This is a genomic window from Streptomyces sp. NPDC026377 (assembly GCF_055567715.1).
The window spans coordinates 85,659-107,306 of the sequence record NZ_JBVHPV010000005.1 but is presented as its reverse complement, the minus strand read 5'-3'; the positions used below and the strand labels follow the sequence as shown (position 1 = coordinate 107,306).

Sequence of the window (21,648 nt, the reverse complement as noted above, 5' to 3'; positions counted from 1 at the left end):
CGTCAACGCTCGATTAGGGAAGGCCGGACGCATCCTCATGGGGAGCAACAACATGTCGTTCATCGGCCGTGACATGGCTGTCGACCTCGGGACCGCCAACACGCTGGTGTACGTCAGGGGCCGCGGAATCGTCCTGAACGAGCCCTCCGTCGTCGCCATCAACACCAACACCGGCGGCATCCTGGCGGTCGGCGCCGAGGCGAAGAAGATGATCGGCCGTACGCCGGGCAACATCGTGGCCGTACGACCGCTGAAGGACGGCGTCATCGCCGACTTCGAGATCACGGAGCGGATGCTCCGCTACTTCATCCTCAAGATCCACAAGCGGCGTTACCTGGCTCGCCCGCGCGTTGTCGTCTGTGTGCCCTCGGGCATCACCGGAGTCGAGCGCCGCGCCGTCATCGAGGCCTCCACCCAGGCCGGCGCCCGTCAGGTGCACATCATCGAGGAGCCCATGGCCGCGGCCATCGGCTCGGGGCTGCCCGTCCACGAGGCGACCGGAAACATGGTCGTCGACATCGGCGGCGGCACCACCGAGGTCGCGGTGATCTCGCTCGGCGGAATCGTCACGGCACAGTCCATCCGGGTCGCCGGCGACGAGCTGGATAACGCGATCATCCAGCACATCAAGAAGGAGTACAGCCTCCTCCTCGGTGAGCGCACCGCCGAACAGATCAAGATCACCATCGGTTCGGCGTACGACCTCGACAAGGACGAGCACACCGAGATCCGCGGCCGCGACCTGGTCTCCGGGCTGCCCAAGACCGTGGTCATCTCGGCCGCCGAGGTCCGCAAGGCCATCGAGGAGCCGGTCAACGCGATCGTCGACGCCGTGAAGACGACGCTCGACAAGTGCCCGCCCGAGCTCTCCGGCGACATCATGGACCGCGGCATCGTCCTCACCGGCGGCGGCGCCCTGCTGCGGGGCCTGGACGAGCGGCTGCGCCGCGAGACCGGGATGCCGATCCACATCGCCGAGGACCCGCTCGACTCGGTCGCCCTGGGATCGGGCAAGTGCGTCGAGGAGTTCGAGGCCCTCCAGCAGGTCCTCGACGCCCAGCCGCGCCGCTAGACGGAGAACGCCGAGGTCCCCCCGGGTCGCAGTGGCCCGGGGGGACCGCCCGTACGGGGCACTGCCAACCCGTACGGCGGATCGTTGATATACAGATCGAACAGATTCCGACGAGGAAGGCACGGCCGCCGCACGTGAGGGACACACGAGAGAGCCGGCTCCTCCTGGTGCTGCTGGTCGCCGTAGCGTTCGCGCTGATCACGGTCGACATCCGGGGTGGGGAGAATTCACCGGTGGACGGGGCCCGGCAGGCCGCCGCCACGGTGTTCGGGCCGGTCGAGAACGGCATGGCGGCCGCCGTCGATCCGGTGGGCAACGCCATCGGCGCCGTGCGCGACTCGGGGGAGCGCCACAACAAGATCGCCGACCTCCAGCGCGAGAACGAGGCGCTGAAGCAGAAGCTCGGCAGCGACGCCCGCAACCGCTCGCGCCTGACCCAGCTCGACGCGATGCTCAAGACCGCGGGCGAGGGCCAGTACGGCATCAAGGCCGCGCAGGTCATCGGGATAGGAGCGGCCCAGGGCTTCTCCTGGACCGTCACCATCGACGCCGGCTCGCGCGACGGCATCAAGCGCGACATGACCGTGCTGAACGGGGAGGGGCTGGTCGGCCGCGTCACCACCGTCGGCCCGTCCACCGCCACGGTCCTGCTCGCCAACGACCCGGACTTCACGGTCGGCACCCGGATGGAGAACAGCGACGAGCTGGGCTTCGCCACCGGCCAGGGCGACCGGCCGCTGTCGGTGCAGCTGCTCAACGGCAAGGCCAAGGTGAAGGCCGGTGACCGGCTGGTGACCTTCGGCTCGCAGTCCGACAGGCCGTTCGTGCCCGGCGTCCCGGTCGGCGAGGTCGTCAAGGTCGACCCCTCCGGCGGCGATCTGACGCGGACCGTCTATGTGCGTCCGTACGTCGGGTTCACCAAGCTCGACATCGTCGGCGTCGTCGTCCAGGCCCCGCGCACCGACCCGCGCGACCAGGTGCTGCCCGCCAAGCCCAAGCCGGTCCCGACGCCCACGGTGACCGTCACGGTCACTCCGCCGCCGCCCGGCAACGCGGTCAACCCCAACCAGGCCGACCCGAACGTGCCCATCCCCACCAATGACCCGAACGGCAACCCGGTCCCGGATCCCAACGCGGATCCCCACCGCAAGCCCGGCGCGCTCCCCGGCGGAGATCCGAACAACACGAACAACGCGGGCAACGCGGACAACACCGCCGCCGACGGCGACCAGTAGGAGCTGATCCAGATGCGTATCAACAGGGTCATCCTCTCCGCCGCCCTGATCGTCGTCGCCCTCGTCGTCCAGGTCAGCGTCCTGGCGCGGCTCCAGCTGCCGGGCGCCGTCCCGGACCTGGTGCTGCTCACCGTCCTCGGCCTCGCCCTGGTCTACGGCCACCTCGGCGGCGCCTTCGTCGGCTTCGCCGCGGGGCTGCTCAGCGACCTCGCCCCGCCCGCCGACCACGCCGCCGGGCGCTACGCGCTGGTCCTGTGCCTGGTCGGCTACGCGGCGGGGCTCGCCAAGCCCGACCACGGCCGGCTGCGCTCGGCCACCGGGCCCATGGTCGTGGTGGTCTGCGCGGCCATCGGCTCCACCCTGCTCTACGCGGGCGTGGGCGCCCTCGTCGGCGACACCGCGGCCCGCCATGTCGGTCTGGTGAACCTGCTGTTCACGGCCGCCGTCTACGACCTGCTGCTCGCCCCGTTCACCGTGCCGTTCATCATGGCGCTCGCCAGACGGGCCGACAACGATCCGCTGGCCGAGTCCTCCGGGAGCGGCGGCGCGGCGGGGAACGGCGCGAGCATCGCCTCCGGCTGGCTCTCCGGCGGCACCGGGCTGCGGATCGGCAACCCGAAGGGCGGCCTGCGGGTGAGGGCCGCCCGCAACCGCGCGGCCCGGGCCGGCCGCATCAAGGGCGTCAAGCGACTGTGAACGAGGGGGCAGCGTGAGCAACATCCCCGAGACGGGACGCACCCCCCGGGTGCAGATCCGCCTCGTCATCATCCAGGTCCTCGTCTTCTCCCTGCTCCTCACCCTCGGCGGGCGCCTCTGGTACCTCCAGATCCGCAACGGGCAGGAGTACGAGGACGAGGCCAAGAACAACCATGTGCAGCAGGTCGTCCAGCCCGCCGTGCGCGGGGCGATCCTGGACGCGCGCGGGGTGCCGCTGGCGGACAACGAGACCCGGCTGGTGGTCTCCGCCTCGCGCACCGACCTGACGAAGATGCCCGACAAGGGCAAGGCGGTGCTGACCCGGCTGGCGGCCGTGCTCGGTATGAAGCCGCAGGACGTCATGGACAAGGTGCGCCTGTGCGACGCCAAGACGCCCAAGCCGTGCTGGAACGGCTCGCCGTACCAGCCGATCCCGGTCACCGACAAGGCCACCACCCAGCAGGCGCTCCAGATCCGCGAGCGCTCCGAGGACTTCCCCGGCATCACCGCCGACCCCACCGCGGTGCGCCGCTACACCTCGCCGGGCAAGGCCAACACCGCGCAGGTGCTCGGCTACCTCTCGCCGGTCACCGACGAGGAGATCATCAAGGCGAAGGACACCGACTCGCCGTATCTGCGCTCGGACATGGTGGGCCGCTCGGGTCTGGAGCGCACCTACGACAAGCAGCTGCGCGGCAAGGCGGGCGTGACCCGCTACGAGGTGGACAACCTCGGCCGTGTCATCGGGCAGGCGCAGAGCGACAGGGCCGAGCCGGGCTCGAACATCGTCACCTCGATAGACGCACGTGTGCAGGCCGTCGCGGAGTACGAGCTGAACCACGCGATGACCGAGGCCCGCAAGGAGTTCGACAAGAACACCAACGAGAACTACAAGGCCGACGCGGGCGCGGTCGTCGTGATGGAGGCCAAGACCGGGCGGGTGGTGGCGATGGCCTCGCTGCCCAACTACGACCCGAACGCCTGGGTCGGCGGCATCAGCGCCAAGGACTACCAGGCGCTCACCGGCAAGGACTCCAACTACCCGCTGCTCAACCGCGCCATCCAGGGCCAGGCCGCGCCCGGCTCCATCTTCAAGGTGGTCTCCTCGGCCGCCGCGGTGCGTGCCGGGTACCCGTTCAACAACACCTACCCCTGCCCCAGTTCGTACTCGGTCGGCGGACAGGTCTTCAAGAACTTCGAGTCCCAGGGCCACGGCAGCATCACCATCGGCCAGGCCCTGGAGGTCTCCTGCGACACCGTCTACTACGGCCTCGCGCACGACCAGTGGCTCAAGGACGGCGGCATGAAGCCGAAGAAGGACGCCGCCGACTGGTTCTACAAGACCGCCCACGACTTCGGCCTGGGCGCCAAGACCGGTATCGACCTGCCCAGCGAGGTCCCCGGCCGGGTTCCCGACCGCCAGTGGAAGCAGCGGTTCTGGGAGGCCAACAAGGACGCCTGGTGCAAGCACGGCAAGAAGGACGGCGACTACGTCCAGAAGATCGAGTACGAGAACTGCCTCGAAGGCAACCTCATGCGCGCCGGTGACTCGGTCAACTACTCCATCGGCCAGGGCGACACCCTCGTCACCCCCATCCAGATGGCGACGATCTACTCGGCGATCTCCAACGGCGGCACCCTCTACGACCCCACCGTCGGCAAGGCCGTGATCAGCGCGGACGGCAAGTCCGTCAAGCAGATCACGCCCAAGGCGCACGGCAAGCTGCCGATGACCCGGGCGACCCGCGACGACATAGACGAAGCCCTCGCGGGAGTCGCCACCCGCGGTACGGCCGCCTGGCGGTTCGGCGGCTGGCCGCAGAAGCAGATCCCGATGCACGCCAAGACCGGCACCGCCGAGGTCTACGGCAAGCAGACGACCTCGTGGTTCGCCACGTACACCAAGGACTACTCGATCGTCATGACGATCTCCCAGGGTGGTACGGGCTCGGGCGCCTCCGGCCCCGCCGTGCGCAACATCTACGACGCGATCTACGGGCTCGACGACGCGGGCAACCAGGACCTCAAGCGCGCCCTGCTGCCCCAGCCGCAGCAGGCCCTGCCCAGGATCCAGGCCGACGGCTCCATCGACGCGCCGAAGATCGAGCCGTACGACCCGGACGCGCAGAAGGCCCCCGAGAAGAAGGCCGGGGAGCAGCAGCCCGCCACCGCGAACACCGACAACCGCAACGGCGGACGGGGGCGCAGGGACTGATGGCCGGTTTCTCCGTCCAGCGCTACGCCCCCGAGCGCTCCGCCTTCGCCAAGCTCACCGCGCGCGACTCGGTGCTGCGCCGGCTCGACTGGTGGCTGCTGCTCTCCGCGCTCGCGCTCTCCTTCATCGGCTCGCTGCTGGTGTGGTCCGCGACCCGCAACCGCACCCAGCTCAACCAGGGCGACCCGTACTACTTCCTGATCCGGCACGCCATGAACACCGGCATCGGGTTCGGCCTGATGGTCGGCACCATCTGGCTGGGCCACCGCACACTGCGGGGCGCGGTGCCGGTGCTGTACGGGATCTCGGTGGTGCTGATCCTGGCCGTCCTGACCCCGCTGGGCGCGACCGTCAACGGCGCCCACGCCTGGATCATCATCGGCGGCGGCTTCTCGCTCCAGCCCTCCGAGTTCACCAAGATCACCATCATTCTGGGGATGGCGATGATACTGGCGTCGCGCGTCGACGCCGGGGACACACCCCACCCCGACCACCGCACGGTCCTCAAGTCCCTGGGCATCGCCGTGCTGCCGATCCTGATCATCATGATGATGCCGGACCTCGGCTCGGTCATGGTCATCGTGATCATCATCCTGGGTGTGCTGCTCGCCTCCGGAGCCTCCAACCGCTGGGTGCTCGGCCTGATAGGGGCGGGCGTGGCGGGGGCGGTCGCGGTCGCGGCGCTCGGGCTGCTCGACGAGTACCAGATCAACCGCTTCGCCGCCTTCGCCAACCCCAGCCTCGACCCGGCGGGCGTCGGCTACAACACCAACCAGGCCCGTATCGCCATCGGCTCCGGCGGACTGACCGGCACCGGCCTGTTCAAGGGCAGCCAGACCACCGGCCAGTTCGTCCCCGAGCAGCAGACGGACTTCGTCTTCACCGTCGCGGGCGAGGAGCTCGGCTTCGTCGGCGCGGGCCTGATCCTCGTCCTGCTCGGCGTGGTCCTGTGGCGCGCCTGCCGCATCGCGCGCGAGACGACGGAGCTGTACGGCACGGTCCTGGCGGCGGGAATCGTCGCCTGGTTCGGCTTCCAGTCCTTCGAGAACATCGGGATGACGCTCGGCATCATGCCGGTGGCGGGCCTCCCGCTGCCCTTCGTCTCGTACGGAGGCTCGTCGATGTTCGCGGTATGGGTCGCCATCGGACTGCTCCAGTCCATCAGGGTGCAGCGGCCGATAACGGCATAGGCGCGGTGCGGAGCGCCGGACCGGCCGCCACGGCCGGTCCGGCGCCCTGTCCGAGTCCGCGTTTCGCGTCTAGATTCGGTTCATGGCGGAGACGAGTCGCGAGATCGAGCGGAAGTACGAGGCCACCGGCGACGACGTACGGCTCCCCGGCCTCACCGGGATCCCGGGAGTCGCGCGCGTCCTGGAGCGGGGCGTGGCCGAGCTGGACGCCGTCTACTACGACACCCAGGACCTGCGCCTGGCCGCGGACTCCCTCACCCTGCGCCGCAGAACGGGCGGCGAGGACGCGGGCTGGCATCTGAAGTTCCCGGTCGCCACCGGCATCCGCGACGAGATCCGCGCCCCCCTCTCCCCGGACGTCCCCCACGCCCTGGCTGCGCTCCTGCGCTCCCGCGTCCGCGACGCCCGGCTGGACCCCGTCGTCCGGCTCGTCTCCTCCCGCGACGTACGCCGGCTGCTCGCCGAGGACGGCACGCCGCTCGCCGAGGTGAGCGTCGACTCCGTGCGGGCGGTGCGCCTGGGACCCGGACGCGCGGGCGCCACGGCCACCTGGACCGAGGTCGAGACCGAACTCGCCGACGGCGCCGACCCCGCCCTCCTCGACCGGGTGGAGAAGAGGCTGCGCAAGGCGGGCCTGCGCCCCGCGCGCAGCGCCTCCAAGCTGGCCCGGGCCCTCGCGGAGACCGCCCCGGCCACGCCCGGCCTGCCCGAGCCGCGGGCCGTGGCGCACCCCGGCGGACCCACCGCGGGCGACCAGGTGCTGGACTTTCTGCGCGCCCAGCGCGACGCCATCGTCGCCCAGGACCCCGCCGTCCGGCGCGAGCTGCCCGACGCCGTCCACCGGATGCGCGTCGCCACCCGCCGCCTGCGCAGCGCCTTCACGTCCTACGGGAAGGTTCTCGACCGGACGATCACCGACCCGCTCGGCGAGGAGCTGAAGTGGCTCGCGGCCCGGCTCGGCGTCGACCGCGACCAGGAGGTGCTCACCGAACGCCTCCAGGGCCGCGTCGCCGCCCTGCCCCGCACCCTCGTCCTCGGGCCCGTCCGAGGACGGCTGCGCCTGTGGAGCGTGGCGCGCCGCGCCGACGCGCGCCGCACCACCCTCGCCGCCCTGGACAGCTCGCGCTACCTCGCCCTGCTCGACGCCCTGGACGCGCTGCTGGCCGCCCCGCCCCTGCGCCCGGCCGCCCAGCGCCCGGCCGCGAAGGTGCTGCCCAAGGCGGTCCTCAAGGACTACCGGCGGCTGGCGGCCCGGATCACGCACGCCCTGGAGCTCGCCCCCGGCGAGCAGCGCGACCGGGCCCTGCACGACGCCCGCAAGGCGGCCAAGCGCGCCCGCTACGCCGCCGAGGCGGCCCGGCCCGCGCTCGGCGCCCCCGCCAAGGAGTTCAGTCGGCGGATGAAGGCCGTGCAGAAACTGCTGGGCGACCACCAGGACAGCGTGGTGGCTCGCGAGGCCCTGCGCGCCCTGGCGGTCCAGGCGCAGCTGGCGGGCGAGTCCGCGTTCACCTGGGGACTGCTGTACGGGCAGGAGGAGGCGGCCGGCGCCGACGGGGAGCGCGGGCTGCCGGAGGCCTGGCGCGGGGCCTCCCGGCCCGGGCCGCGCCGGCGGCTGCGGGCCTGAGGCGGGCGAACGCGGCGGCGGGGGGCACCTCCTGAGCGGGTTACGCTAGTAAGTCGCCCCCTTGCCAGCTCACGAAAGTTCGTCGAGATGACTGCCGCCGAGTCCGTCTTCCCGCAGCTCGAAGCCCTGCTCCCGCATGTGCAGAAGCCGATCCAGTACGTCGGCGGTGAACTCAACTCCACGGTCAAGCCCTGGGAGAGCTGCGACGTGCGCTGGGCGCTGATGTACCCGGACGCCTACGAGGTCGGGCTCCCCAACCAGGGCGTCATGATCCTCTACGAGGTCCTGAACGAGCGCGAGGGCGTCCTGGCCGAGCGCACCTACAGCGTGTGGCCGGACATGGAAGCGCTGATGCGCGAACACCACGTGCCGCAGTTCACCGTGGACAGCCACCGCCCCGTCGGCGCCTTCGACGTCTTCGGGCTCAGCTTCTCCACCGAGCTCGGCTACACCAACATGCTCACGGCCCTGGACCTGGCGGGCATCCCGCTGGAGTCCAAGGACCGCGGCATCGACGACCCGATCGTCCTCGCGGGCGGCCACGCGGCCTTCAACCCCGAGCCGATCGCGGACTTCATCGACTGCGCGGTCATCGGCGACGGCGAGCAGGCCGTCCTCGACATGACCGCCATCATCCGCGCGTGGAAGGCCGAGGGCCGTCCCGGCGGCCGCGAGGAGGTCCTGTTCCGCCTCGCGAGGACCGGCAACGTGTACGTCCCGGCGTTCTACGACGTGGAGTACCTCCCCGACGGCCGCATCGGCCGCGTCGTACCGAACAGGTCGGGCGTGCCGTGGCGGGTCAGCAAGCACACCGTCATGGACCTCGACGAGTGGCCCTACCCCAAGCAGCCGCTCGTGCCGCTCGCGGAGACCGTCCACGAGCGCATGTCGGTGGAGATCTTCCGCGGCTGCACCCGCGGCTGCCGTTTCTGCCAGGCCGGCATGATCACGCGCCCCGTGCGGGAGCGAAGCATCACCGGCATCGGCGAGATGGTGGAGAAGGGCCTGAAGGCGACCGGTTTCGAGGAGGTCGGCCTGCTCTCCCTGTCCAGCGCCGACCACACCGAGATCGGTGAGATCGCCAAGGGCCTCGCGGACCGCTACACCGAGGACAAGATCGGCCTCTCGCTGCCCTCCACCCGCGTGGACGCCTTCAACGTCGACCTCGCCAACGAGCTGACCCGCAACGGCCGCCGCTCGGGTCTGACGTTCGCCCCCGAGGGCGGCTCCGAGCGCATGCGCAAGGTCATCAACAAGATGGTCTCCGAAGAGGACCTGATCCGTACGGTGGCGACCGCCTACGGCAACGGCTGGCGCCAGGTGAAGCTGTACTTCATGTGCGGCCTGCCGACCGAGACCGACGAGGACGTGCTCCAGATCGGCGACATGGCGGTCAACGTCATCGCCAAGGGCCGCGAGGTCTCCGGCCAGAACGACATCCGCTGCACCGTCTCCATCGGCGGGTTCGTGCCCAAGCCGCACACCCCCTTCCAGTGGGCCCCGCAGCTGTCCGCCGAGGAGACCGACGCCCGTCTGGAGAAGCTCCGCGACAAGATCCGCGGCGACAAGAAGTACGGCCGCTCCATCGGCTTCCGCTACCACGACGGCAAGCCCGGCATCGTCGAGGGCCTGCTCTCGCGCGGCGACCGCCGCGTCGGCGCGGTCATCCGCGCCGTCTACGAGGACGGCGGCCGCTTCGACGGCTGGCGCGAGCACTTCAGCTACGACCGGTGGATGGCCTGCGCCGAGAAGACCCTGCCGGCGTACGGCGTGGACGTCGACTGGTACACCACGCGTGAGCGCACCTACGAGGAGGTCCTGCCCTGGGACCACCTCGACTCCGGTCTCGACAAGGACTGGCTCTGGGAGGACTGGCAGGACGCCCTCGACGAGACCGAGGTCGAGGACTGCCGCTGGACGCCGTGCTTCGACTGCGGGGTGTGCCCGCAGATGGACACGCACATCCAGATCGGCCCCACGGGCAAGAAGCTGCTCCCGCTGACCGTCGTCAAGTAACCGCCCGATCACCGGTTGATCACAGCAGGCCCCGCACCGCAACGGTTCGGGGCCTGCGGCGCGTCCGAGAAGACATGGAACTCCAGCAGCAGCCGCCGCGGCAGCCCGAGGGCTGTCTGACCGTCGCGATCCGTCTCCCGGTACGGATCGTGGTCCTGGTCCTGGTGGTCCCGGTCCGCCTCCTGTGGGACGCGCTCGCCGCGACGGGCCGCGCGCTGCACCGCACGGTGCTGCGGCCGGTGGGCCGGGCACTGGCGTGGCTGGGCCGCACGCTGGTGGTGGTACCGCTGACGTACACGGCCCGGGGCCTGGCCCGCGCCGTACGGGTGCTGGTGCTCACACCGCTGGGGTGGGTGTGGCGGTACGCGGTGGCCGCCCCGGCGGTATGGCTCCACCGTCATCTGCTCACCCCGCTGGGCCGGGGAATCGCCTGGGTGGGGCGCGGGGCCGGGCGGGTTCTCGCCGCCGTGTGGGCGGGCCTGGTGTGGGTCGTCTCCGGCGTGTGGGCGGGCTTCGCGTGGGTGGTCTGCGGGGTGTGGGCCGCGATCGCCTGGCTCGGCTGCCGGATGGGGATCGGACTCGGCTGGGTCGGCGTCCGGCTGTGGACGGGGCTCACCTGGGTCGGCGCCCGGCTGTGGACGGGGCTCACCTGGCTCGGGCGCGGGATCGGCGCGGTCCTGCGCGCGGTCGGAACCGTCCTCGTACGAGTGGGTTTGATCTTGTTTGTGGTACCGGTCGGGTGGTTCTGGCGCCGGGTGCTGATGCCGGTCGGACACGCCCTCGCCGTCGTCGCGCACGAGATCGGCGCCGCCTTCGGACACGCCTGGCGGATCGCCGGACACCTCTCGCGGGCCGTCGGGCGCGGCCTGAAGTGGCTCGGGTGGCAGCTCGTCGGCCGCCCGGCGCGCTGGGTCTGGCGCACCCTGTGCGCCCCCGTGCTGCACTGGGCGCGCCGCACCCTGTGGGATCCGGCGGCGCGCGCGGCGGCCGCGGCGGGCCGCACCGCGCGCGACACGCTCAGCGGCGCGGCCCGTACCGCCCGTGAAGCCCTCGCCTCGGCCCGTGCGAGCGTGCGGCAGGCCCGCGCGGACGCCCGGCGGACCCTCTTCGGCGGGCCGCGCCGGGAACCGGCACGGCTCACGACGCGTACTCTGGGTAGTACAACTACTGCCTCCGGCGCGGTGCCCGCCCCCGAGATCTCCCTCAGCAAGACGGAGGGATGAGCCGGGCGGCGCGCGGGCTGTGACCGGAGGGCCCCCACAGGACAGGTGGGCGGCGCCCACCGCGCCCGCCCCGCACGAGGAGAAGAACCACTGGGCAAGCGACAGCCCGAAGGCCCGCCGCCCGCACCCGCGGTGCAGCGCATCCGACTGCGCTACACCAAGCGCGGCCGCCTCCGGTTCACCAGCCACCGCGACTTCCAGCGCGCCTTCGAGCGCGCGCTGCGCCGCGCCGAGGTGCCCATGGCCTACTCGGCCGGCTTCACCCCGCACCCCAAGGTGTCGTACGCGAACGCCGCCCCCACCGGTACCGGCTCCGAGGCCGAGTACCTGGAGATCGCGCTCACCGAGCACCGCGACCCGGCGACGCTGCTCACGCTGCTCGACGAGTCGCTGCCCGCCGGGCTCGACATCACCGACGCCGTGGAGGCCCGCACCTCGGGCCTGGCCGACCGGCTGACCGCCTCCGTCTGGGAGATGCGGCTCGACGGCGTGTCCGTCGAGGACGCCGAGAAGGCCGTCGCGGCCTTCCTCGCCGCCGAGACCGTCGAGGTCCAGCGCCGCACCAAGAACGGCATGCGCACCTTCGACACGCGCGGCGCCGTGGCCGGCCTGGAGGCGGTTTCTCCCCAGGCCGATAGGCCGCTGGGCAAGCCCTGTGCGATACTGCGCCTGGTGGTACGGCACCTGACACCTGCCGTGCGACCCGACGACGTCCTGTCCGGTCTCCGAGCTGTGGCCGACCTGGCGCCGCCGGTCCCCGCAGCGGTGACCAGGCTGGCGCAGGGGCTCTTCGACGAGGAGTCCGGCACGGTGACCGACCCGCTCGCGCCCGACCGCGAGGCAGCCCCGGCCGCTCCATCCAAGGCCGCCGGGACCACCTCAGCGACGGCGCCGGGTCCAGCCGCGTAAGGGCAGTCGTTGTAGCGCAGCCCTGGTACTCGGGAGCCACCTGGGTCGGGCCGCGCACTGACCAGGAGACTTTCGCCAGGCCGTGCGTACATCGCGTACGGAACCGGCGAGCCGGACATATCAGCTCCCGTGCGGCGCCCGCGCCCCGGACGGCGGCACCCGCGCACATCACGCGGACGTGCCGCCGGACCGGAACCAGGCGCGGCGCCCGGGAGCGTGACGGGAGCTACGCCCGCATGCTTGAGAACGAGAAGAACGAATCCGGTGTGACCGGAGACGACAACAACAGCCCCAGCGACACGCTGCCGCCGCGCCGCAGGCGCCGCGCGGCGTCGCGGCCCGCGGGACCGCCGGGAGCGGCGGGCGCCGACGCGCCCGAGACGCCCGCCGAGGCCCCCGCCGCCCCGGCCGAGGCACCTGCCGCCGAGGAGGCCGCCGCCCCGCGTACGCGTCGCCGCGCCACCCGCAAGGCCACTGCCCCGGCGGGCGCGCCCGCAGCCGCCGAGACGGCCGGGACCACCGAAGCGCCCGCCGCCGCCGAGGCCCCGGCCGAAGCGCCCGCCGCCGCCGAGGAGGCCGCTCCGGCCCGTCCGCGCCGTCGCGCCACCCGCAAGGCCACGGCCGCCGCCGGTGCGCCCGCGGCCGAGACGTCCGAGGCCGTCGAGGCCCCGGCCGCCGTCGAGCCCGAGGCCGAGACCGCCGAGGAGCCCGCGGCCCCGGCCCGGACCCGCCGCCGTGCCACCCGTAAGGCCACGGCTCCCGCCGGTGCGCCCAAGGCCGCCGAGGAGGCCGAGGTCGTCGTGGCCGCCGAGCCCGTCACGGCCGCCGCCGAGCCCGAGCCGGAGACCGCTGCCGAGGAGCCCGCCGCCCCGGCGCGCACCCGCCGCCGCGCCACCCGCAAGGCCACCGCGCCCGCCGGTGCCCCGGCCGCCGAGGAGAGTTCGGCCGCCGGTGCGCCTCCGGCCGTCGCCGCCGAGGACCCGGTCGCCTCCCCGGCCGAGGAGGCCGCCGTGGTGGCCGCCGCCGAGGAGTCCGCCGCTCCGGCCCGGACCCGCCGCCGTGCCACCCGTAAGGCCACGGCTCCCGCCGGTGCGCCCAAGGCCGCCGAGGAGGCCGAGCAGGCCGCCGTGGTCGTCGAGCCCGTCGCCGCGGCCCCGGCCGCCCAGGAGCCCGCCGCCGAACCGGCCGCGCCCGCCGAGTCCGCCGAGGATGACGCGCCGCGTGGGCGTACCCGCCGCCGGGCCACCCGCAAGGCCACCGCGCCGCAGTTCACCCCGGCCGCCGCCGACGTGCCCGTCAAGGAGCCCGAGGCGGCCGCGGCGGAGCCGAAGGCGGAGACCGGCCGGTCCCGCCGCCGGGCCACCCGCCCCGCCGTCGCCGTCTTCCAGGCGCCGGTCTTCCACGAGCCGATGTTCCAGACCCCGGAGACGGCCGCCGCGGCCGCCGCCCGGGCCGCCGAGGTGCCGGACGAGGAGGAGGAGCCGGAGGAGACCGCCATCGAGCCCGTCGCCGAGCCCGTCGCCGAGCAGGCCGAGCCGCAGGGCGGCTCGCGCCGTCGCCGCCGCCGTCGCGGTGAGAGCGCCGAGGCCGCGCCCGAGCCCCAGGCCCCCGTCGCCGAGGAGGCCGACGAGGAGGAGTCCGAGGGCGCCGAGGCCGAGGAGCACGAGGAGCACGAGGACGACCGTCCCTCGCGCCGCCGTCGCCGCGGTGGCCGCCGCCGTCGCCGGGGCGAGTCCGCCGACAGCGACGAGGGCGAGGCGGAGGAGTCCGCCGAGACCGAGGCGTTCGAGGACGAGGACGAGGAGTCCGAGGACACCCCGTCGGCCGCCGGCACCAGCAGCAGCCGTCGCCGTCGCCGTCGCCGTCGCCGCAGCGGTGACGGGGGCGACCACGAGGCCGGTACGGGCGGGGACGACCCGGAGCGTACGGTCGTCAAGGTCCGCGAGCCGCGCCCGGCCCGCGAGAAGGCCGAGCCCGGCACCGGCGCCGACGAGGTGCAGTCCATCAAGGGCTCGACCCGTCTGGAGGCGAAGAAGCAGCGCCGCCGCGAGGGCCGCGAGCAGGGCCGCCGCCGGGTGCCGATCATCACCGAGGCGGAGTTCCTGGCGCGCCGCGAGGCCGTCGAGCGCGTGATGGTCGTGCGCCAGAGCGGCGAGCGCACCCAGATCGGCGTCCTGGAAGACAACGTGCTGGTCGAGCACTACGTCAACAAGGAGCAGGCCACCAGCTACGTCGGCAACGTCTACCTGGGCAAGGTCCAGAACGTGCTGCCGTCGATGGAGGCCGCCTTCGTCGACATCGGCAAGGGCCGCAACGCCGTCCTGTACGCCGGTGAGGTCAACTTCGAGGCGCTCGGCATGGGCAACGGGCCGCGCCGCATCGAGGCCGCGCTCAAGTCCGGCCAGTCGGTCCTGGTGCAGGTCACCAAGGACCCGATCGGCCACAAGGGCGCCCGTCTGACCAGCCAGGTCTCGCTGCCCGGCCGCTACCTCGTGTACGTGCCCGAGGGCTCGATGACCGGCATCAGCCGCAAGCTCCCGGACACCGAGCGGGCGCGGCTGAAGTCCATCCTCAAGAAGATCGTCCCCGAGGACGCGGGCGTCATCGTGCGCACCGCCGCCGAGGGCGCGAGCGAGGACGAGCTGCGCCGCGACGTCGAGCGTCTGCAGGAGCAGTGGGAGGAGATCTCCAAGAAGGCCAAGCAGATCTCGACGAGCTCGCCGAGCCTGCTGTACGGCGAGCCGGACATGACCGTCCGCGTCGTGCGCGACATCTTCAACGAGGACTTCACCAAGGTCATCGTCAGCGGTGACGAGGCCTGGGAGACCATCCACGGCTATGTCTCGCACGTGGCGCCGGATCTGGTGGACCGGCTGACCCGGTGGACCTCCGAGGTCGACGTCTTCGCGACGTACCGGATCGACGAGCAGCTGATGAAGGCGCTGGACCGCAAGGTCTGGCTGCCGTCCGGCGGCTCGCTGGTGATCGACAAGACCGAGGCGATGATCGTCGTCGACGTCAACACCGGCAAGTTCACCGGTCAGGGCGGCAACCTGGAGGAGACCGTCACCAGGAACAACCTGGAGGCGGCCGAGGAGATCGTGCGCCAGCTGCGGCTGCGCGACCTGGGCGGCATCGTCGTCATCGACTTCATCGACATGGTCCTGGAGTCCAACCGGGACCTGGTGCTGCGGCGCCTGCTCGAATGCCTGGGCCGCGACCGTACGAAGCACCAGGTCGCGGAGGTCACCTCGCTGGGCCTGGTCCAGATGACCCGCAAGCGGGTCGGGCAGGGCCTGCTCGAGTCGTTCTCCGAGACCTGTGTCCACTGCAACGGGCGCGGTGTGATCGTGCACATGGAGCAGCCGACCGGTACCGGTGGCGGCGGCAACGGCAAGCGCTCCAAGAAGCGCGGCCGGGGCGGTGCCGAGCACGACCACGAGGCGCACGAGCACGAGAGCGTCGACCTCGTCGACGCGGACGCCGACGTCGAGGTCGTCGAGGCGGACGCGGACGTCGTCGAGACCGAGGCGGAGCTGGCGGCCGAGGTCGCGGCGCCCATCGCGCTCGCCGAGCCGGAGTTCGTGCCGGACGAGGAGCTCTACAGCAGCGTCGCCGAGGCGGAGGCCGCGGCCCGCGGTTCCCGCTCCAGGCGGCGTTCCGGCCGCAAGGCGTCGGCTCCGGCGGGTGCGCCCAAGCGGGGCGTCGAGCCGGTGGCCGAGGCCGATCCGGTGGTGGCGGAGCCGGAGCCGGTTGCCGCGCCCGCCCCCGTGCAGGAGGCCGAGCCGAAGGCGGTGACGGTCGCGTCGTTCATCGAGGACGAGGCGCCGCGTGGGCGCACCCGGCGCCGGGCCACCCGCAAGGTGTCCGCACCGGCGGGTCCGCCCGCGGCGGCCGAGCCGGTCGTGGTGGAGCCGGTCGTGGTGGCCGAGCCGGTGGCGGCTCCGGCGCCGGTCGCCGAGCCCGAGCGGGCCGCGGCCGAGCCCGTCGCCGAGGAGGCGCCCGTCGCAGCCCCGCCGAGGGCCCGTCGCCGGGCGACCCGCAAGGCCACGGCACCCGCCGGGTCGCCGTCGGGCGCGCAGGAGGCGGTGCTCGTGGTCGAGACCGCGCCGGTCGCGGCCGTGGCCGCGACCGAGCCGGTGACCGAGGCCGAGGACTCGTCGGCGGCGGAGGCCGCCGAGGAGGCGGCCCCGGCCAAGAAGACGGCCCGCAAGACGGCCAAGAAGGCCACTACCGCGAAGAAGGCGGTCGCCAAGAAGACGGCGGCGAAGAAGACCGCGGCGAAGAAGACGACGGCGAAGAAGGCCACCGCGAAGAAGGCGGCGGAGCAGGTGCCGACGGAGAGCTGAGCCTGGTCGGCGACGACAGGGGGGAAGGCCCGGTCCCGGGGTACGGGGGCCGGGCCTTCCCGTGTGCCCACGCACCCGGCGAGGGCCGCCGCTGGCGCGTGCGGGCCGCGTTGTCGGCATCGGCCCGGCGGTGGCTGCTCGCGCAGTTCCCCGCGCCCCTGTTCTGCCCGGGGTTTGTCTGCGGGTGGTGGTGGGCTGGTCGCGCAGTTCCCCGCGCCCCTGGGGGTGTTGGGGTGGGCCGGGGTGTCGTGTGTGGGGCCGGGTGTGGGGGCTTTTGTCTGCGGGTGGTGGTGGGTTGCTCGCGCAGTTCCCCGCGCCCCTGAGGGAACGGGCCTGCGGCCCTGTTCCCCGTCACCGTTCGCACGCCGAAGGAGCCGGACCTCCTGGGGGGCGCGGGGAACTGCGCGAGCGCCCCACCACCGGCCCGCAGATGTACACCGGGCCGAGAAGGGGCGTGGGCAACCCGTCAGCGGCCCGCACGCGACAGCGCCCCCTACCCGCCCCCACCCCCGCCCCTGCTCCGCCACGCCGTGCGCAGCTGGGCGGTCAGGAACAGGGACGTCAGGGTGGGGATCGTCGCGCGGTAGCAGTCGGGGGTCGTCCAGGCGTACGCGGACGCCGGGACCAGGACCGTCAGGGCCGCCACCCGCAGACGCCACCAGCGGCGGCTGCGGGGGACCGGGATCGCCGGGGTGCCCAGGTCCGTGGCGAGGGAGTCGCGGATGCCGCGCAACACCCCCCGCCGGGCCAGGAGTTGGGCGCCGGGCACGGTGCGCAGGACCTCGTCCCGGTCGCCGAACCCCGGCGGCAGCGGAGGCAGGCCGAGCGCGGCCACCAGGTCGGCCTGGCGGGCGGCGGGGGAGTCCGCGCCCCGCAGCAGCGCCACCAGGGGCCGGACGTCGCGGACCGGGAACGCCGCCGCCAGGGCCCGCGCGGTCGCGGAGGCCGCCGCGTGGTCGGTGACGGGAGCCGCCGGGTCCCACTGGTGGGCCGCGGTCTCCGTGCCCCTCTGGACGAGCGTGAGCCCGTACCGGGGCCCGCTGCGGCGCAGGACCAGCGCGGGCCACTTCTCGCCCGTGGTGAAGCTGCCCGCCGCCGCCGTCAGCCGTTCCTCCCGGCTGAGCGCCGCCCGCCGCCCGGGGGCGGGGTCCGGGACGAGCTCCACGTAACTCGTGCCGGGCCGCGCGGGCGCGATCCGCAGGGAGACCCCGCACATCAGCGCGGCCTCGGCTACGGCGTGCGGGGGCGCGGCGACTATCGCGAGGGTGCGCGGCCGACCGGGGCCGGCCTGGGCGGGGACCGCGGGGGCGGGGGCCGACCGCCCGGGTTGCGATCGCCCGGGTTGAGACCGACCGGGCTGCGGCCGCCCGGGCCGGGAGAACAGCGGGGTGTGCGAGGCCAGTTGCATCCGCACCCCCGAACGCAGCTCCACGAACTCGGTGCGCGGCTCGCCCAGATACGCCCACGGATACGTCCGCGCCCCCACCCCGATCGCCCGGAACACGTCCAGCGCCTCGGCCCACCGCTCGTGCAGGATCAGCATCAGCACGAGGTGGTTGCGGAAGTCAGCCGCGTCCGGGTCGCCCGGCTCGTACCAGGTGGACAGCTCCAGGCCGCGCTCGACGGCCGCGTCGATCCTGGTCCGCTCGACGGGGCTCTGGCGCGGGTCGTCGGAGACGATGACGTACTCGACGGCGGCGAGCAGCGGCAGCGCGTGCAGCTTGGAGCCGGGCAGGGCGCTCTCGGCGGCCCGCTCGGCGAAGGCGAACATCTCGCCGTGCGAGCCGTACCACTTCTCCGAGAGGTACTGCAGGGCCGCCGCGTGGCAGCCGTAGTGGTGCGGGGAGCGGGCGACGGCCTGCGCCCAGTACGCGTCGAACACCTCGCGGGAGGCCTGGCTGCCCCGGGCGTGGGTGAGGGCGATCTGCCAGGGCACCGGGTCGGTGGGGTTGAGCCGGGCGGCGGCCGAGGCGACGGGGACCGCGTCCCCGAGCAGCGCGAAGAACGCCTGGAACTGCTCGGCCGCCACCTCGCTCGCCCGCGCGGCGCTGCGTACCTCCCACGCCTGGTGGACGCAGAGCTCCGCCTTGACCAGGACCGCGTCGGGGTCCTCGGGCGACTCGGCGAGCCAGTCCTCCAGCCAGCCGGGGCTGTGCAGGGCGGCGGTGGCGAGCTGGGTGACGTAGGTGCTGCGGCGCTCCCACTCGGCCCGCTCGCGGGTCCCGGCGAGCAGGGCGGCGGCGGGGCCCCGGTCGCCCGCGTGCACGGCGGCGAGCGCGTCGCCCATCGGGCCGTCCGGGGCGTCGAGGGTGATGGCCTCGTCGGGCGGCAGGTCCGCGCCCACGGCCGAGCCGTGGCGGAGCATGCGGGGCATGGAGAGCAGCGAACGCAGGTGCACGAGTGATTATTGAATCAGTGACCTTCCGGGGCCGGGCCCCGGGTCCGGCCCCACGGGGGCGGGCCCGGCTCGCGAGATGGCCGGTTTGACCCGGGGGAGGGCGGCCCGTAGCCTTGACCCTCGGCGTGTTTCCATGCGCGCCCGCCTCTGAGCACCTCCCTCCCGGCGACCGTCCGCGGTCGTGGGGAGAGGCCGCTCGTCCATTCCGGATCGTCACGGGCCCGCCCGTGCGAAGCGGCTGGCTTCAGGGGTTCCGTCCCGAGTGAGAGAGAGATCCGCGTGTACGCCATCGTGCGCAGCGGTGGTCGCCAGCACAAGGTTGCTGTCGGCGACATCGTTGAGGTTGACAAGATTTCCACTGCCAAGGTTGGCGACACGGTCGAGCTCTCGACCCTGCTCGTTGTCGACGGCGACGCTGTGACCAGCGACCCGTGGGTGCTGGCCGGCATCAAGGTCACGGCCGAGGTCGTGGACCACCACAAGGGTGCCAAGATCGACATCCTTCGGTACAAGAACAAGACCGGTTACCGCCGTCGCCAGGGCCACCGCCAGCAGTACACGGCGATCAAGGTCACCGGCATCCCCGCGGCTGCGAAGTAAGGGACTGAGGAGACATGGCACACAAGAAGGGCGCATCGTCCACCCGGAACGGTCGCGACTCCAACGCTCAGCGGCTCGGTGTGAAGCGCTTCGGCGGTCAGACCGTCAACGCCGGTGAGATCCTGGTCCGCCAGCGTGGCACCCACTTCCACCCGGGCGCCGGTGTCGGCCGCGGTGGCGACGACACGCTGTTCGCCCTGGAGGCCGGCGCGGTGCAGTTCGGCACCCACCGTGGCCGCAAGGTCGTGAACATCGTTCCGGTCGCCTGACCGGTTCTTTCGCTGAGGCGGACCTCACTTCCCGTACGGAGCCCGTACGGGAAGAAGGTCCGCCTTTCGCGTGTTTCTCATGAAACACGGCATTCGCACCACAGCATTACGCAGACATTCCGTACGTACTGGAGGAAAGCCCATGACCACCTTCGTGGACCGCGTCGAGCTGCATGTCGCCGCGGGTAACGGAGGCCACGGCTGCGCCTCCGTACACCGGGAGAAGTTCAAGCCGCTCGGCGGCCCCGACGGCGGCAACGGCGGCCGTGGCGGCGACGTCATCCTGGTCGTCGACCAGTCGGTGACCACGCTCCTCGACTACCACCACAGCCCGCACCGCAAGGCCACCAACGGTGCGCCGGGCGCGGGTGACAACCGCTCCGGCAAGGACGGCCAGGACCTGGTCCTGCCGGTCCCGGACGGCACCGTCGTCCTCGACAAGGACGGCAACGTGCTCGCCGACCTCGTCGGCCAGGGCACCACCTTCATCGCCGGCCAGGGCGGCCGCGGGGGCCTGGGCAACGCGGCGCTCGCCTCCGCCCGGCGCAAGGCCCCCGGCTTCGCGCTGCTCGGCGAGCCCGGCGAGGCCCGTGACGTCGTCATGGAGCTCAAGACCGTCGCGGACGTGGCCCTCGTCGGCTACCCGAGCGCCGGAAAGTCCTCCCTGATCTCCGTGCTCTCCGCCGCCAAGCCGAAGATCGCGGACTACCCGTTCACCACCCTGGTCCCCAACCTCGGCGTGGTCACCGCGGGCTCCACCGTCTACACCATCGCGGACGTCCCCGGCCTCATCCCCGGCGCCAGCCAGGGCAAGGGCCTGGGCCTTGAGTTCCTGCGGCACGTCGAGCGCTGCTCGGTGCTCGTGCACGTCCTGGACACCGCGACCCTGGAGTCCGACCGCGACCCGGTCTCCGACCTGGACGTCATCGAGGCGGAACTGAAGAGTTACGGCGGCCTCGACGACCGCCCCCGCATCGTCGTCCTCAACAAGATCGACATCCCGGACGGCAAGGACCTCGCGGACATGATCCGCGGCGATCTGGAGCAGCGCGGCTACCAGGTCTTCGAGGTCTCCGCGGTCGCCCGCACCGGTCTGAAGGAGCTCTCCTTCGGGCTGGCGAAGATCGTCGCCGAGGCGCGTGCCGCCAAGCCCGTCGAGGAGGCCACCCGGATCGTGATCCGCCCCAAGGCGGTCGACGACGCGGGCTTCACGGTCACCTACGACGAGGCGGCCGAGGTCTACCGGGTGCGCGGCGAGAAGCCGGAGCGCTGGATCCGCCAGACCGACTTCAACAACGACGAGGCCGTCGGCTACCTCGCCGACCGCCTCAGCCGCCTCGGCGTCGAGGACCAGCTGATGAAGGCGGGCGCCCGCGCGGGCGACGCCGTGGCCATCGGCCCCGAGGAGAACGCGGTCGTCTTCGACTGGGAGCCGACGATGATGGCGGGCGCGGAGATGCTCGGCCGCCGTGGCGAGGACCACCGCCTGGAGGCCCCCCGTCCCGCCGCGCAGCGCCGCCGCGACCGCGACGCGGAGCGCGACGAGGCGCAGCAGGAGTACGACGACTTCAAGCCGTTCTAGCCGAGCGGCCCGGTCCGGCTGCGGTTTGCCGGGGGGCGCGTGCTTCGTCTGCGGGCCGTCTGTGGCTGAGCGCGCAGTTCCCCGCGCCCCTGGGCAGTCAGGGGCGCGGGGAACTGCGCGAGCAACCCAGCACGGTCCGCAGCCGTACGGCGGCTTTCGTCTGCGGACGGTCGTGGCTGGTCGCGCAGTTTCCCGCGCCCCTCAGGCAACCCGCCCGCAGGCGACCGACAGGCCGCCGGAGGCTTTCGGGAAGGCGCGGGGCGGGGGAAA

General features: G+C 72.8%; 14 protein-coding genes. 13 read left to right on the top strand and 1 reads right to left on the bottom strand.

Annotation, left to right across the window (positions count from 1 at the left end):
• Nucleotides 1–52: 52 nt before the first annotated feature.
• From ACZ4MU_RS13045 to ACZ4MU_RS13000, 10 genes are all read left to right on the top strand, one after another.
• Nucleotides 53–1,072, top strand: coding sequence for a rod shape-determining protein (locus ACZ4MU_RS13045; protein ID WP_053727412.1), 1,020 nt, complete (start codon nucleotides 53–55; stop codon nucleotides 1,070–1,072).
• Nucleotides 1,073–1,206: 134 nt separating this feature from the next.
• Nucleotides 1,207–2,307, top strand: coding sequence for a rod shape-determining protein MreC (gene mreC / locus ACZ4MU_RS13040; RefSeq protein WP_467874847.1), 1,101 nt, complete (start codon nucleotides 1,207–1,209; stop codon nucleotides 2,305–2,307).
• Nucleotides 2,308–2,319: 12 nt separating this feature from the next.
• Nucleotides 2,320–3,003 carry a rod shape-determining protein MreD gene (gene mreD / locus ACZ4MU_RS13035; RefSeq protein ID WP_467874845.1) on the top strand — a complete coding sequence of 228 codons (684 nt, stop codon included), beginning with the start codon at nucleotides 2,320–2,322 and terminating at the stop codon, nucleotides 3,001–3,003.
• Between the two features lie 13 nt (nucleotides 3,004–3,016).
• Nucleotides 3,017–5,218 (top strand): penicillin-binding protein 2, encoded by a 2,202-nt coding sequence (mrdA, locus tag ACZ4MU_RS13030; RefSeq protein WP_467874842.1) that lies wholly within the window; start codon nucleotides 3,017–3,019, stop codon nucleotides 5,216–5,218.
• The gene (gene rodA, locus ACZ4MU_RS13025; RefSeq protein ID WP_467874839.1) at nucleotides 5,218–6,408 is read left to right on the top strand and encodes a rod shape-determining protein RodA; all 1,191 of its coding nucleotides are present in this window, start codon (nucleotides 5,218–5,220) and stop codon (nucleotides 6,406–6,408) included. The genes mrdA and rodA overlap by 1 nt, the downstream gene beginning before the upstream one ends.
• An 82-nt stretch (nucleotides 6,409–6,490) precedes the next feature.
• Nucleotides 6,491–8,032 carry a CYTH and CHAD domain-containing protein gene (locus tag ACZ4MU_RS13020; protein ID WP_467874836.1) on the top strand — a complete coding sequence of 514 codons (1,542 nt, stop codon included), beginning with the start codon at nucleotides 6,491–6,493 and terminating at the stop codon, nucleotides 8,030–8,032.
• Nucleotides 8,033–8,119: 87 nt separating this feature from the next.
• Nucleotides 8,120–10,048, top strand: a complete 1,929-nt coding sequence (locus tag ACZ4MU_RS13015) for a TIGR03960 family B12-binding radical SAM protein (protein ID WP_467874832.1) — start codon at nucleotides 8,120–8,122, stop codon at nucleotides 10,046–10,048.
• A gap of 74 nt (nucleotides 10,049–10,122) precedes the next feature.
• Nucleotides 10,123–11,271: a hypothetical protein gene (locus tag ACZ4MU_RS13010; protein WP_467874829.1), complete on the top strand. Its 1,149-nt coding sequence runs from the start codon at nucleotides 10,123–10,125 to the stop codon at nucleotides 11,269–11,271.
• 132 nt (nucleotides 11,272–11,403) lie between these two features.
• Nucleotides 11,404–12,180, top strand: a complete 777-nt coding sequence (locus ACZ4MU_RS13005) for a TIGR03936 family radical SAM-associated protein (protein WP_467874826.1) — start codon at nucleotides 11,404–11,406, stop codon at nucleotides 12,178–12,180.
• Between the two features lie 236 nt (nucleotides 12,181–12,416).
• A complete protein-coding gene (locus ACZ4MU_RS13000; RefSeq protein WP_467874823.1) occupies nucleotides 12,417–16,529 on the top strand; it encodes an Rne/Rng family ribonuclease in 4,113 nt (1,370 codons plus the stop codon).
• 493 nt (nucleotides 16,530–17,022) lie between these two features.
• Here the strand turns inward: ACZ4MU_RS13000 and ACZ4MU_RS12995 are convergent, their stop codons facing one another.
• The gene (locus ACZ4MU_RS12995; RefSeq protein WP_467874821.1) at nucleotides 17,023–18,903 is read right to left on the bottom strand and encodes a hypothetical protein; all 1,881 of its coding nucleotides are present in this window, start codon (nucleotides 18,901–18,903) and stop codon (nucleotides 17,023–17,025) included.
• A 303-nt stretch (nucleotides 18,904–19,206) separates the two neighbouring features.
• On the opposite strand from ACZ4MU_RS12995, the gene rplU reads away from it, so the two are divergent.
• From rplU to obgE, 3 genes are all read left to right on the top strand, one after another.
• Nucleotides 19,207–19,527 carry a 50S ribosomal protein L21 gene (rplU, locus tag ACZ4MU_RS12990; RefSeq protein WP_015033583.1) on the top strand — a complete coding sequence of 107 codons (321 nt, stop codon included), beginning with the start codon at nucleotides 19,207–19,209 and terminating at the stop codon, nucleotides 19,525–19,527.
• Between the two features lie 14 nt (nucleotides 19,528–19,541).
• On the top strand, nucleotides 19,542–19,796 hold the full coding sequence (gene rpmA, locus ACZ4MU_RS12985; protein WP_108955339.1) for a 50S ribosomal protein L27: 255 nt from the start codon (nucleotides 19,542–19,544) through the stop codon (nucleotides 19,794–19,796).
• A 142-nt stretch (nucleotides 19,797–19,938) separates the two neighbouring features.
• A complete protein-coding gene (obgE, locus tag ACZ4MU_RS12980; RefSeq protein WP_467874818.1) occupies nucleotides 19,939–21,378 on the top strand; it encodes a GTPase ObgE in 1,440 nt (479 codons plus the stop codon).
• Nucleotides 21,379–21,648 lie beyond the last annotated feature (270 nt).